Genomic DNA, 13,114 nt, shown 5'->3' on the forward strand with positions numbered 1-13,114 from the left:
TCTAAGGGTTTTGCAATGAAACAAGTTCTAAAAATCTATCCAGCACCACAAAAACATTGGGTCGGTGATGGCTTTCATGTTCACGGTATGTTCAATTATCAAGAAACGCACAAAAATCTTGATCCATTCTTATTGATGGACTATGCATCACCGCAGCATTTTGCACCCAATCACAGCAGCCATCATCGCGGCGTGGGCGAGCATCCACACCGTGGCTTTGAGACTGTCACCATCGCTTATCAGGGTGAAGTGGCGCACAAAGACTCAGCAGGCGGCGGTGGCATCATCGGTACAGGCGATGTACAGTGGATGACCGCGGGCAGCGGACTGATGCACGAAGAATTTCATTCAGAGAAATTCTCAGAAACTGGTGGTGATTTTGAGATGGTGCAGCTGTGGGTGAACCTACCTGCCAAAGATAAAATGACGCCGCCAAAATACCAGGCCATCACCAATGATGACATTCCTGTTGTTGATTTGGATGGTCAAGGGGTGGCGCGTCTGATTGCAGGTGATTTAAGTGACACCAAAGGCGCAGCAAGCACTTTCACTCCGATCAACCTATGGGATGTACGCCTAAATGCAGGTGGCAAGTATGAATTCACCATTCCAGAAAGCCATAATCTACTGCTACTGGTGCAAGATGGCACGGTGCAAATCAACGGCGACAACATCGCGCACCCTGCCGAGCTTGTGACCTTTGCCAAAGGTGGTGATCGCGTGACGCTAGAAGCCAATAACGCCGCCAAAGTGCTGGTGCTATCAGGCGAACCGATCAACGAGCCAATCGTTGGCTACGGTCCGTTTGTGATGAATTCTCGCGAAGAAATCATCCAAGCCATGCACGATGTACAAAATGGCAAATTTGGGCAAATCGTACAATAAGCCACCCAAATTATCCTAATGAAAATCACGCCAGATATACACATTTGGCGTGATTTTTTATGGCTTCATTTTCAAATCAATTTACCAAAAGCCCACAACATTCCCCCAATTTGAATAAAATTCATGCTAAAATGAGAAGTTTTCATTATTGCTTTTTATTTGGTAACGCTATCCATGTCCACCGCTTATAAACACCGCCAAACTGCCAAAAATATTTTAGATTATGATAAATATTGGGCAAGTTGTTTTGAACCTGCACCATTTTTACCCATGTCTCGTGAAGAGATGGATATGCTTGGTTGGGATAGTTGCGATTTTATTTTGGTGTGTGGTGATGCCTATATTGACCACCCATCGTTTTGTTCAGGGGTAATTGGACGCACGCTTGAAGCACAAGGTTTTCGTGTTGGCATTATTGCCCAGCCCGATTGGACATCTGCTGATGCCTTTAAAGTGCTAGGCAAACCTAATATTGCGTTTGGCGTAACCGCAGGCAATATGGATTCCATGATTAACCGCTATACAGCTGACCGCAAAATCCGTTCTGATGATGCCTATTCCCCTGATAATGTGCCGAATAAACGCCCTGACCGTGCGGCGACGGTATATTGTCAGCGTTGCCGTGAAGCCTTTGGCGATGTGCCGATTATTTTAGGTGGAATTGAAGGCAGTTTACGCCGTATTGCCCATTATGATTATTGGTCAGATAAAGTGCGTCGTTCTATTTTAATGGACGCAAAACCTGATATTTTGGTTTATGGTAATGGTGAGCGTGCAATTATTGAAATCATGCACCGCTTGGCTCGTGGTGAAACTATCAAAACGATTGTCGATGTGCGTGGTACAGCATTTATTTTAAATAAATCTAATCGCCATCTTAAAAAAGATTTTATTGAAATTGCCAGTAATGATGTAGATACGATTGGGCGAGTTGACCCAATTATCAATCCTTATGTGATGATGGAAGATGTTGCCGATTGTGAAATTGAGCAAAATAAAACAGAACAATATCAAAACTTTAACAAAGATGTGGTCGAAAATCCAATCGTAAAAGCAGGTGATGATTTGCCAAGTGATACGCAAATTGTCAGTCTGCAACCCTCAAAAGCCATTAAACACAAATTACCACCACGAGAACTGGCAGTCATTCGTATGCCAAGTTTTGAACAAGTGGCAAATGACCGTGTGATGTATGCCCATGCCAATCGTATTTTGCACCTAGAAACCAACCCCGGGAATGCTCGTGCATTGGTGCAACGTCATGGCGATAGAGATGTTTGGCTAAATCCACCAGCAATTCCACTCACCACCGAAGAGATGGATTATATTTTTGATTTGCCTTATGCTCGCTTGCCACACCCAAGCTATGGTAATGCTCGTTTCCCTGCCTTTGATATGATTAAGTTTTCGGTCAATATTATGCGGGGTTGTTTTGGGGGCTGTACCTTCTGTTCCATTACCGAACATGAAGGGCGAATTATCCAAAATCGTTCGGAAGAATCCATTTTAAGAGAAGTGGAAAAAATCCGTGATACCGCACCAAATTTTACAGGTATTATTTCTGACCTTGGGGGGCCAACAGCGAATATGTATCGCTTGCATTGCAAAGACCCTGAAATTGAAAAAAATTGCCGTAAACCATCGTGTGTTTACCCAGGTGTGTGTCAAAATCTGCATACCGACCATGCTCCACTGACCCAACTTTATCGTAAAGCTCGTGCCATCAAAGGTATTAAAAAGATTTTGATTGGTTCAGGATTGCGTTATGATTTGGCAGTGTTAAATCCTGAATATGTTAAAGAATTGGTTACGCATCATGTAGGCGGATATCTGAAAATTGCTCCAGAGCACACCGAACAAGCCCCTTTGTCTAAAATGATGAAACCCGGCATTGGTACTTATGACCGCTTTAAACAGATGTTTGACCGTTTTAGCCGCGAGGCAGGTAAAGAGCAATATTTAATTCCATATTTTATCGCTGCCCACCCCGGAACTAGTGATTATGATATGATGAATTTGGCAATTTGGCTAAAGAAAAATGGTTTCCGTGCTGACCAAGTGCAAACCTTTTATCCAAGTCCAATGGCGACCGCAACGACCATGTATTATTCTGCCAAAAATCCGCTGGCAAAAGTCTCTCGCACCAGTGAAGATGTGGATATTGTCAAAGGTGAGAAACGTCGCCGTTTACATAAAGCCTTTTTGCGTTACCATGACCCAAATAATTGGGAATTGTTACGAGCCGCCTTAAAAGAAATGGGGCGATCAGATTTAATTGGCAATAGTAAACAGCATCTGATTCCTACTTATCAACCTGCTGGCACGGGCAGTTATCAATCAGCTCGTAAAAAGAACTCCAGTGCCAATGGTGATAGCATCAAGCGGACAGGCAACGCCGCTACAAAAGGTGCAAAAGGCCAAAATCAAGGCAAATCGCAACACCGTCAGCCACCCAAAGGGCGAGTGCTGACCCAGCATACTGGACTGCCACCACGCAAGACAGGCGAGCACAAGGCTCGTAAAGGCAAATAATGACAGCATATGGGCGTTTTGGGCAGGTGTATCGCCTACTGGCATGGCTTGGTCTGATTGCTTGGTGGGCGGCTGCTGTTTTGGTGGCGTATTCACTCATCAAGTATCAAGTTGGTGTTTTGGGTCATGCCATCTTTTTGGGGCTGTTTTTTGGTTTTGGTGTGGTGAGTGGCAAATTAGCCCTACTTTATCACACCAAACTAAAATATATCGGCTTTGTGGTGCTACTGATTGCCTTTTTGGTCGCATTATTGGCAATATCAGCTGAACATCATCGGCTGTTTATAGAAGGTCTGCCGCTGTTTGACTGAGTCATTCATCATCAACTCTCATACTATTTTTAATGCCATCTAATCCGTGATACTTAACCGCTGTTGTGTCAAACAGCGGTTTTTTTAGATAATACCCATCGTCTGTAGATTGGCTTTGGCATCATCAGGCAGTTTGTCAAGCAATGCCAATTTCATATGTTCATCACCCGCTTTGAGTACAAGCTCAATAAGCGGTAAGCCATCAAATGGCAAATCCTGCACCTGCATGGCAAAATTCGCCAAATAATACGCCCCATCGACATCACGATCCGCCATCACACGGTTATACACCACTTGCCATGCCAGCTCGCCTGCACCACCATGCTGTATGATGAGATGGATGGCTTGTAATGCGGTATTTGGCGACTCACACAGCGTTAGAATTTGTTCGGAGATTTGTTTGATTGGGTTCATGGGTTATCCTTATTGTCATCTTACCGCACTTAATATGGACAAAAGTAGGATTTGCAAGCTAAGCCCATCAAGCAATATCACCGCTTATAAATTACTTTATTGTCAATCAGTTGAATCCACCCTTGTTTTTTGAGCGCTTTGATGATTTTTTTGGCAGTTTCTTTATCACATTGCAAAATATTGATAATTGCATTATGCAGGGATTTTAATTTTTTGGGTCTATGATTATTATTTTTATTTAGTAAATCTAATAGTTTACGAACTGACTTATCATCAAAGTCAGCAAAGATTTGCAGACTTAGCTGAACTTGCTGATCTTCAGCATGATTCTTGGATGATGATTTGGTCATTGCTTGCACAAGATGAATGTCATTAGTGCGTCTGATGCTGTGAGCTTGCCGCTGTTCTTCAATGTGTTCAAATAACACATCATACCCCTTATCATTCGACAAGATGATCAGATCAGCCTGTGGATCTTTGGCGATGATTTGCCCCGAATAATAGCTCAAATAAAAATCGAGTACATTTTTGCCCGATTTCTGCAGATGGATAATTTGGGGTTTATATTTGAATTTTAATAAAGAATTGGTCAGCGTGGTGGGTAAGTTTTGCTGTTTGGCACCCACGAATAACCACACCTGCACTTGATCATATGGCAGTTGATCCAAATTTTTTGGTTGGATATTTTCAAAATCAATCAATAAATATTTCATAAATCACGCATAAATGATTAAAAAAAATAGCTACTTGATTCAAGTAGCTATCGGAGTCTTAGGCTGGCTGAGTATGCTCTTCGATCAATGGCTTAAGCTCGCCTGATTGGTACATTTGTAGCATGATGTCACTACCGCCAATCAGCTCACCATTGACCCACAGTTGTGGGAAAGTTGGCCAGTTGGCAATCAGTGGCAAGGTGCTACGAATATCAGGATTTTCTAGGATATTGACGAACGCAAATGGACGACCGATTTGGGTCAATACTTCTACCGCACGAGCAGAAAAACCACATTGTGGGAACTGTGGTGTGCCTTTCATGTACAGTAGCACGGCATGGTCTTTGATTTGGTTTTCGATCAATTCTTTGATTTGTGGATTGATGTCTGTCATGGTTTTCTCCAATTATTAGATATTAAGAATGTTTTCAACAAGCCATTTGCCGTTTTCTTTCTGCATACTCACCGTTCTGTGCAGCGATTCACCTGAAACATCTGAAACAAAAGTGACTTTAAATACAATCTTGTCTCGAACAGGTGCATACCAACCGCCAACTGAAGAAACGGTCATACACTGATCCACTGGGTGATATTTGGTTCTTGGGATAATGGTAGTGTAATTAACATTTGCACCTGATGCCATAATACGACCTAATGCAGGTTTATCACCATCATACTGACAAGACATTACTTCCAAAAAATGAGCTACATTATCTTTTGCTTCCAAAATATAGTCATTTGAAAATTTATCATCAGTATTGGCTTGAATGCTATTTTGGATAATTTGCTTTTGTTCATCTGTAATTTGAGCCATTGGCGCAGAACGCACTACACCTGAATTACTATTACCGCCAGTAACAGCACCCACAGTACCTAGCACTTTACCAGCACCATCTAACACGCCATTAAGTTTGTCCCAAAAGCTAGCATTTGCAGTAGATGCAATCATAACCGAGCCAAGCAATACTGGCATCATTACTTTAAGCTTCATAATAGACTCCAAAACAATTATAAGATACAAGATGATTTATAGCATACATTGCTATAAACTTCAAATAATTTAATAAATATTATACTTTTTGAAGTAGCACCACACTACTGGCAAAAATCCCTTCTTTTCGCCCCAAATAGCCCATTTTTTCGTTGGTGGTGGCTTTGATGCTGATACGGTCTAGATTGACGCCAAGCACGCCTGCGATACAGTCACGCATGGCAAGATTGTGCGGTGATAGTTTAGGTGCTTCACAAATCACCGTCATATCAGCATTAATGAGCTCGTAGCCCTTTGATTTGACCAAGTCATACACATGAGCAAGCAAAACCTTGCTATCCGCCCCTTTATAGGCGTCATCAGTATCAGGAAAATGCATACCAATATCACCAAGTGCCAACGCACCCAAGAGTGCATCGCACAAAGCATGAAGCAGCACATCACCGTCTGAATGTGCCTTGATGCCATGCGTATGGGGAATTTGGATGCCGCCAAGCGTCACAAAATCGCCATCGGTAAATGCGTGTACATCCAAGCCCTGACCAATTCTTAGCATGATAATTCCTTAAAAATCTTGAATTATTCAATTATAACACAAAATAACTGGCTAAATTTGCTATAATAAATCATTCATTTTTATCAATTAAGAACAACTATGACCACACCATTCACCCTAACTGATGTCGCCAAATCACTTGGCAAAGAATCCAAAGACATCAAAGTCATCGTCGGTATGTCTGGCGGTGTTGATTCTTCCGTTTCTGCGGTACTGCTCAAAGAAGCAGGCTTTGCCGTGGAAGGCTTATTTATGAAAAACTGGGAAGAAGACGACGGCACCGAGTACTGCACCGCTTTAGAAGACTTGGCAGACGCACAAGCCGTCGCTGACAAAATCGGCATCAAGCTACACACCGCCAATTTTGCGATGGAATATTGGGACAGAGTGTTTGAGCATTTTTTGGCAGAATACAGTGCAGGTCGCACGCCAAATCCTGATATTTTGTGCAATAAAGAAGTAAAATTCAAAGCCTTTTTGGATTATGCTTTGACTTTGGGTGCGGATTTTATCGCCACAGGGCATTATACCCGTCGCAGCTTTGCGGCAGATGGTAAGGCGAAGCTACTTCGTGGACTAGATGGCAACAAAGACCAAAGCTATTTTTTACACGCTGTTGGTGGCGACAAAATCGCCAAAACGCTGTTTCCAGTGGGTGAGCTTGAAAAACCTGCCGTGCGTGCCATCGCCGAGAAATACGAGCTTGCCACTGCCAAGAAAAAAGACAGTACGGGCATCTGCTTTATTGGTGAGCGTAAATTCAAAGACTTTTTACAAACTTATCTACCTGCCAAACAAGGCGACATCTATACCGATGATGGTGTGTGCATCGGCAAACACGATGGTCTGATGTACTACACCATCGGTCAGCGTGGCGGTATCGGTATTGGTGGCGTATCAGGTCGCCCCGAAGAACCTTGGTTTGTCTTACACAAAGACCTTAATAATAATCGTCTCATCGTCGGTCAAGGGCATGAGCATCCCTATCTGATGTCTACTGAGCTGACCGCTTATAAGCTCGATTGGGTAGTTGCACCGCCTGCCGATGGGGCGAAACTTGTCGCCAAAACTCGCTATCGTCAGCCTGACCAAGCTTGCACCTTGTATCGCGATGGTGATAAAGTGCGTGTAGTGTTTGATGAGCCACAGCGCGCTGTTACGCTTGGGCAATCGGTGGTATTTTATGATGGCGATGTCTGTCTTGGTGGCGGCGTGATTGATGGCTGCAATGTCAATATTGGCTAATGGGTTATCATCAATAAAAAGACGGTTATTAGCCGTCTTTTTGCTTTGTATCATATCAATTCACTGAAACTTCAAGCGTTTTTGCTGATAAATGCGTTCATAAAAATCCATCGCCGCTACCACACCAACTTGCTCAATCGGTATGATGGCAATAGATGCACCAAGCTTAATGGTCAAATACCGCTCATCGAGTGCAAAATCACCCACCTTATGCCACGCCCATTGTCTCGTCTTGCCGCTCATCGTCTCTTGAATGCCAGTATCAGTGATTTCAATCACTGCAGGCTTGCACCAAAACGACAACGCACCAATAATCAGTACATAGACCAATACAATGGACGCAATTAATACCATCACCCCCACCCAAGGAAAACCCGAACCTTGATTGATGGACTGTACACCAAAGACAACTGCATAAGCGATAATCAGCATCACTAGCCAATCAAATTTACGGGCAAAATATCGGTTCAACTCCCCAACTGTCAAATGATACTCAAGTTTCATAACGCATCTCCTTGATTTTATTCATCATACATTCACCTTATCAAACCCTAACAACTAAGTCAAACTCGTTCACCATTCATAAAATTTGTGCAACACAAGCACTTTTTGACCACAAATCCCCAAAACTGTGTAAACTTTTGTTATAATACGCCAAGCCCTTTTTCTTGATGATTTTAAGGATTATTCATGACTCTATCTACCCTGACCGCCCTATCACCACTTGATGGCCGCTATGCATCAAAAGTCGATGCACTTCGCCCTTATCTGTCTGAATTTGGTCTGATTCACGCTCGTGTCACTGTGGAAGTTCGTTGGCTACAAGCCCTAGCCAATCACCCACAAATCAGTGAAATCGCCCCATTTTCGGCCGAGACCAACGCTCGCCTTGATGCGATTGTGGCAAACTTTTCAGAAACTGATGCCGAACGCATCAAAGAAATCGAACGCACCACCAACCACGATGTCAAAGCAGTGGAATATTTCTTAAAAGAACAAATTGCCGACATCGCAGAGCTTGCCAATGCAGGTGAGTTTATCCATTTTGCCTGCACCTCAGAAGATATCAACAACCTATCTCATGCATTGATGCTCAAATCAGGCCGTGATGTGCTTGTGGCAAGCATGCAAAAAATCGTCGATGAAATCGCCGCTTTGGCAGATAAGCACGCCGCCCAACCGATGCTATCACGCACCCACGGTCAAACCGCAAGCCCAACCACGCTAGGCAAAGAGATGGCGAATGTCGCTTATCGCCTACATCGCCAAATTCAGCAGTTCAAAGCAGTGGAATTGTTAGGTAAAATTAACGGTGCTGTCGGTAACTACAATGCTCATCTATCTGCTTATCCAAACATTGACTGGCCAAAACACTCACAAGCGTTTGTAGAAAGCCTAGGTTTGACCTTTAACCCATATACCACACAGATTGAACCGCACGACTACATGGCAGAGATGTTTGATGCCCTGCGTCGTTTTAACACCATCTTGATTGACTTTAACCGTGATGTATGGGGTTATATTTCACTGGGTTATTTCAAACAAAAACTAAAAGAAGGTGAAGTAGGTTCATCAACTATGCCGCACAAAGTCAATCCGATTGATTTTGAAAATTCAGAAGGTAACCTAGGCATCGCCAACGCTGTACTTGCGCACTTGGGCGAAAAATTACCTATCAGCCGCTGGCAGCGTGATTTGACTGACTCGACAGTACTTCGCAATATGGGTGTTGGTTTTGCCCAAAGCTTGATTGCATTTGATGCCTGTCTAAAAGGTATCGGCAAACTTGAACTCAATGCTGACCGCTTGCTTGAAGATTTGGATAATGCTCAAGAAGTACTGGCTGAGCCGATCCAAACCGTGATGCGTCGTTATAATGTCGAAAAACCTTACGAAAAGCTAAAAGCCCTAACTCGTGGTCAGGCGATGACTCGTGAGATGATGGTGAATTTCGTCAATGGTGATGAATTGGCAACCGTACCGGCAGCTGATCGCGAACGCCTAGCCATGATGACGCCTGCCACTTATACAGGTAATGCCGAAACACAAGCCCGTGCATTGAAGGATTATTTGAAATAATCAGCCGTCAAATTCGGTTTTATAAAACAAAATAGCGATCTGGTTTAGTCAGGTCGCTATTTTTTATATTTTTATGCCAAATGCTCAGATTTGCTCTTATTTGACACTTTTAAGGCATTTGGCACTATTAAGCAAAGAAACACGACCACAAGCCACATTTACTAATCAATATGGCTTATTGTCGTGTTTTTTGATGTTAGTTAAATCAATCAGCTTTTGCTACTGGTTAGGTTGCTGATTTTCTTGGTCAAAACCACCGCCACAGGCAAGCTGATCAGACCGCCGATGACCACAGCACCAACGATATGCGGCATTTTATCAAAACCCGTCACAAAAGCCACAATCATCAGTACACCTACAATCACTGTAAACGCCATTGAAAATAACATACTTAATAATGGTAAATTCATCTTAATACTCCAATTGTGTTGAGCCTTGCTATATTTATACACCTTTTTTGCACAAATGTTAAGCCTTTTTATAAAAATTTCCATAAAAAATTTGTGGGTATGATAATTTTTACAAAAATTTCTCAAAATTTGCATGAAAGCTCTGATATTTACCAACTTTTATGCTAAAATTAAGCGTTTTTGGTCGGATATTTGTTGAGTAATTCGCTCAGCTTATTTAAACAGCGACCACCAGATTTTATGTTTGACATTCGCCACGATTGGCAAAGGATATTTATGAAAACAATGCAATTAAATCAAGTGCGTCAAGCCTTTATCGATTTTTTCGTCAGCAAGCAGCACACCCATGTCCCATCATCAAGCCTAATTCCGCACAATGATCCAACCTTGCTATTTACCAACGCAGGGATGAACCAGTTCAAAGACACTTTCTTAGGTCTTGAAAAACGCGACTATGTGCGTGCCGTGACTTCCCAAAAATGCGTACGCGCTGGCGGTAAGCACAACGACCTAGATAATGTCGGCTACACCGCACGCCATCACACATTCTTTGAGATGCTTGGCAACTTTTCATTCGGTGATTATTTCAAGGCAAATGCCATCGCTTTTGCATGGGAGTTTTTAACTTCAGAAGACTGGCTCGCTCTGCCAAAAGATCGCCTGTATGTCACGATTTATCAGACTGATGATGAAGCCTTTGACATTTGGCACAATGACATCGGTCTTGCACCAGAGCGCATCATCCGCATCGGCGACAATAAAGGTGGTGCATTCCAGTCAGATAACTTCTGGATGATGGGCGATACTGGTCCTTGTGGTCCTTGTACTGAGATTTTTTATGACCATGGCGACCATATCGAAGGTGGTCTGCCTGGCACACCTGAAGAAGATGGCGATCGCTATATCGAAGTATGGAACTGCGTCTTTATGCAGTTCAACCGCCAAAAAGACGGCACGATGGAACCATTGCCAAAGCCATCGGTGGATACTGGCATGGGTCTTGAGCGTATCAGTGCCATCATGCAAGGCGTTCATGGCAACTATGAAGTCGATCTATTTGCCAATCTGATGAATGCCGCTGCCAAGCTACTTGGTATCGAAAACCAAGATCAGCCATCACTTAAAGTCATTGCTGACCACATCCGTGCAGTCTCATTCTTGATCGCTGATGGCGTCCGTCCAAGTAATGAAGGCCGTGGCTATGTGCTACGCCGCATCATCCGCCGTGCCGTGCGTCATGGCAACAAACTTGGTGCAGAAGGTGCATTCTTCTATCAGATGGTGCCAGCACTAGCGACCGAGATGGGTGCTGCCTACCCACAGCTGAATGAAAAACTGGCCGAAATTCAAGCTGTTATCCAAAAAGAAGAAGAGCAATTCGCCAAAACCCTTGCTCAAGGCCTACGCCTACTCTCAGGCGAGCTTGAAAAGCTTAATAACGGCGATACGCTGGATGGTGAAACTGTGTTCAAGCTATATGACACCTACGGCTTCCCTGTCGATTTGACTGCAGACATCGCTCGTGAGCGTGAAATTGGCATCGATGAAGCAGGCTTTGAGACGCATATGCAAGCACAGCGTGAACGCGCTCGTGATGCTGGTAAATTTGATGTAGATTATTCTGCCGCCATTAAGGTTGATACCCCGACACAGTTTTTGGGTTATGACAGCTTGGCTGCTGATACCACCATCGTTGGCCTATACCAAGATGGTAAAGAAGTGGATACGCTTGCCGAAGGCGATACCGGTGTCATCGTCCTGACTGCAACCCCATTTTATGCAGAAGGTGGTGGTCAGGTCGGCGAAACTGGTGAAATCAGCACCGAGTCAGGGGTATTTGCCGTCGAAGATACCAAAAAATCAGGTCAAGCCATCATTCATCATGGCACCGTAAAAATGGGTCAAATCACCAGCAAACAAGCTGCCGCAGCCCAAGTCATCGATGATGTGCGTGCTGCATCCGCCAAGAACCATTCAGCAACTCATCTACTACACGCTGCTCTACGCAGCGTGCTTGGTGATGGCGTCGCCCAAAAAGGCTCATTGGTCTCAAGCGAAGTGCTACGCTTTGACTTCTCTTATGATGGCAGTATCTCAGCAGAAGAGCTGGCTCAAGTAGAACGCTTGGTCAATGAACAAATCCAAAAGAACACCACCGTCAGTATCGAACATATGGACATCGACAGTGCGATGAAAAAAGGTGCGATGGCGCTGTTTGGCGAAAAATACGGTGAAACAGTCCGCGTCCTAACCATGGGCGAAAAAGCAGACAAAACACCATTTTCTATCGAGCTGTGTGGCGGTATCCATGTACTACGCACAGGCGACATCGGTATGTTCAAGATCACCTCTGAAAGCGGTATCGCAGCCGGTGTACGCCGTATCGAAGCCTTGACAGGCATGGGTGCACTACGCTATATCCAAGCGGGTGAACGCACTTTGGCAACCTTGGCAAACAACCTAAAAGCCAAACGCAATGAAATCTTGCCACGCATCACAAGCCAAAGCGAGAAGCAACGCGAGCTAGAAAAGCAGCTAGAACAGCTGAACCAAAAACTGGCAAGCCTACAAGCAGTAAGCCTAATCGATCAAGCGGTGAGCATCGGCGATTATAAAGTACTGGTCGCCAAAGTCGCTGGTATTGACGGTAAGAGCATTCGCGGCTTGACCGACACGCTAAAATCTCGTCTGACCAATGGCATCATCGTGATTGTCGGCGAAACCGATGACCTAGCCATCACTGCCAGCGTCGCCAAAGGTGCTCAAGACAAAGTCAAAGCAGGCGACATCATTCGTCACCTAGCCAGTGAGCTTGGTGGTAAAGGCGGCGGCAAACCTGACTACGCCCAAGGCGGTGCACCAAAGTCTGACAAATTGGCTACGGTGTTAGAAGCATTACAAACCAAGCTTACTGCCGATTTGGCATAAGCTTATCCCAAAACCATACAAGCACGGCGGCGTTTTTGTGGCACAATATC

General features: G+C 44.1%; 13 protein-coding genes. 6 read left to right on the forward strand and 7 right to left on the reverse strand.

The window, feature by feature from the left end; translation table 11 throughout:
* Positions 1–15: 15 nt before the first annotated feature.
* From NGM44_RS00990 to NGM44_RS01000, 3 genes are all read left to right on the forward strand, one after another.
* Positions 16–885, forward strand: a complete 870-nt coding sequence (locus tag NGM44_RS00990; protein WP_253223836.1) for a pirin family protein — start codon at positions 16–18, stop codon at positions 883–885.
* A gap of 174 nt (positions 886–1,059) precedes the next feature.
* Entirely contained in the window at positions 1,060–3,417 is a 2,358-nt protein-coding gene (locus NGM44_RS00995; RefSeq protein ID WP_253223837.1) for a YgiQ family radical SAM protein, read from the forward strand.
* The gene (locus NGM44_RS01000) at positions 3,417–3,728 is read left to right on the forward strand and encodes a hypothetical protein (RefSeq protein ID WP_253223838.1); all 312 of its coding nucleotides are present in this window, start codon (positions 3,417–3,419) and stop codon (positions 3,726–3,728) included. Before NGM44_RS00995 ends, NGM44_RS01000 begins: the two co-directional genes overlap by 1 nt.
* Before the next feature lie 84 nt (positions 3,729–3,812).
* Here the strand turns inward: NGM44_RS01000 and NGM44_RS01005 are convergent, their stop codons facing one another.
* The 5 genes from NGM44_RS01005 to ispF form a co-directional block, all read right to left on the reverse strand.
* Positions 3,813–4,142, reverse strand: a complete 330-nt coding sequence (locus NGM44_RS01005; RefSeq protein WP_253223839.1) for a hypothetical protein — start codon at positions 4,140–4,142, stop codon at positions 3,813–3,815.
* A 77-nt stretch (positions 4,143–4,219) separates the two neighbouring features.
* Positions 4,220–4,855, reverse strand: coding sequence for a PIN domain-containing protein (locus NGM44_RS01010; protein ID WP_253223840.1), 636 nt, complete (start codon positions 4,853–4,855; stop codon positions 4,220–4,222).
* A gap of 58 nt (positions 4,856–4,913) precedes the next feature.
* Complete coding sequence (gene grxD / locus NGM44_RS01015; RefSeq protein ID WP_253223841.1) at positions 4,914–5,249, reverse strand: Grx4 family monothiol glutaredoxin; 336 nt, start codon at positions 5,247–5,249, stop codon at positions 4,914–4,916.
* Positions 5,250–5,264: 15 nt separating this feature from the next.
* Positions 5,265–5,846 (reverse strand): YbjP/YqhG family protein, encoded by a 582-nt coding sequence (locus NGM44_RS01020; protein ID WP_253223842.1) that lies wholly within the window; start codon positions 5,844–5,846, stop codon positions 5,265–5,267.
* Positions 5,847–5,925: 79 nt separating this feature from the next.
* Positions 5,926–6,402, reverse strand: a complete 477-nt coding sequence (gene ispF / locus NGM44_RS01025) for a 2-C-methyl-D-erythritol 2,4-cyclodiphosphate synthase (protein ID WP_253223843.1) — start codon at positions 6,400–6,402, stop codon at positions 5,926–5,928.
* Positions 6,403–6,579: 177 nt separating this feature from the next.
* On the opposite strand from ispF, the gene mnmA reads away from it, so the two are divergent.
* Complete coding sequence (mnmA, locus tag NGM44_RS01030) at positions 6,580–7,647, forward strand: tRNA 2-thiouridine(34) synthase MnmA (protein ID WP_253224587.1); 1,068 nt, start codon at positions 6,580–6,582, stop codon at positions 7,645–7,647.
* Positions 7,648–7,707: 60 nt separating this feature from the next.
* Here the strand turns inward: mnmA and NGM44_RS01035 are convergent, their stop codons facing one another.
* Positions 7,708–8,151 (reverse strand): hypothetical protein, encoded by a 444-nt coding sequence (locus NGM44_RS01035; protein WP_253223844.1) that lies wholly within the window; start codon positions 8,149–8,151, stop codon positions 7,708–7,710.
* Between the two features lie 186 nt (positions 8,152–8,337).
* Here NGM44_RS01035 and purB point away from each other — a divergent pair, with 186 nt between their 5' ends.
* Complete coding sequence (purB, locus tag NGM44_RS01040; RefSeq protein ID WP_253223845.1) at positions 8,338–9,726, forward strand: adenylosuccinate lyase; 1,389 nt, start codon at positions 8,338–8,340, stop codon at positions 9,724–9,726.
* A 209-nt stretch (positions 9,727–9,935) separates the two neighbouring features.
* On the opposite strand, the gene NGM44_RS01045 is transcribed toward purB, so the two are convergent.
* The gene (locus NGM44_RS01045) at positions 9,936–10,136 is read right to left on the reverse strand and encodes a hypothetical protein (RefSeq protein WP_253223846.1); all 201 of its coding nucleotides are present in this window, start codon (positions 10,134–10,136) and stop codon (positions 9,936–9,938) included.
* Positions 10,137–10,412: 276 nt separating this feature from the next.
* Here NGM44_RS01045 and alaS point away from each other — a divergent pair, with 276 nt between their 5' ends.
* Complete coding sequence (alaS, locus tag NGM44_RS01050) at positions 10,413–13,064, forward strand: alanine--tRNA ligase (RefSeq protein WP_253223847.1); 2,652 nt, start codon at positions 10,413–10,415, stop codon at positions 13,062–13,064.
* Positions 13,065–13,114: the final 50 nt, after the last annotated feature.

The sequence above is a fragment of the Moraxella sp. FZFQ2102 genome, from assembly GCF_024137865.1.
In the GTDB taxonomy this organism is placed as follows: domain Bacteria; phylum Pseudomonadota; class Gammaproteobacteria; order Pseudomonadales; family Moraxellaceae; genus Moraxella.

Excerpts from the sequence above, each read along its gene's own strand:
- NGM44_RS00990 (WP_253223836.1), top strand. The coding sequence starts at position 16 with ATGAAACAAGTTCTAAAAATCTATCCAGCACCACAAAAACATTGGGTC.
- NGM44_RS00995 (WP_253223837.1), top strand. The coding sequence starts at position 1,060 with ATGTCCACCGCTTATAAACACCGCCAAACTGCCAAAAATATTTTAGAT.
- NGM44_RS01000 (WP_253223838.1), top strand. The coding sequence starts at position 3,417 with ATGACAGCATATGGGCGTTTTGGGCAGGTGTATCGCCTACTGGCATGG.
- NGM44_RS01005 (WP_253223839.1), bottom strand. The coding sequence starts at position 4,142 with ATGAACCCAATCAAACAAATCTCCGAACAAATTCTAACGCTGTGTGAG.
- NGM44_RS01010 (WP_253223840.1), bottom strand. The coding sequence starts at position 4,855 with ATGAAATATTTATTGATTGATTTTGAAAATATCCAACCAAAAAATTTG.
- grxD (WP_253223841.1), bottom strand. The coding sequence starts at position 5,249 with ATGACAGACATCAATCCACAAATCAAAGAATTGATCGAAAACCAAATC.
- NGM44_RS01020 (WP_253223842.1), bottom strand. The coding sequence starts at position 5,846 with ATGAAGCTTAAAGTAATGATGCCAGTATTGCTTGGCTCGGTTATGATT.
- ispF (WP_253223843.1), bottom strand. The coding sequence starts at position 6,402 with ATGCTAAGAATTGGTCAGGGCTTGGATGTACACGCATTTACCGATGGC.
- mnmA (WP_253224587.1), top strand. The coding sequence starts at position 6,580 with ATGTCTGGCGGTGTTGATTCTTCCGTTTCTGCGGTACTGCTCAAAGAA.
- NGM44_RS01035 (WP_253223844.1), bottom strand. The coding sequence starts at position 8,151 with ATGAAACTTGAGTATCATTTGACAGTTGGGGAGTTGAACCGATATTTT.
- purB (WP_253223845.1), top strand. The coding sequence starts at position 8,338 with ATGACTCTATCTACCCTGACCGCCCTATCACCACTTGATGGCCGCTAT.
- NGM44_RS01045 (WP_253223846.1), bottom strand. The coding sequence starts at position 10,136 with ATGAATTTACCATTATTAAGTATGTTATTTTCAATGGCGTTTACAGTG.
- alaS (WP_253223847.1), top strand. The coding sequence starts at position 10,413 with ATGAAAACAATGCAATTAAATCAAGTGCGTCAAGCCTTTATCGATTTT.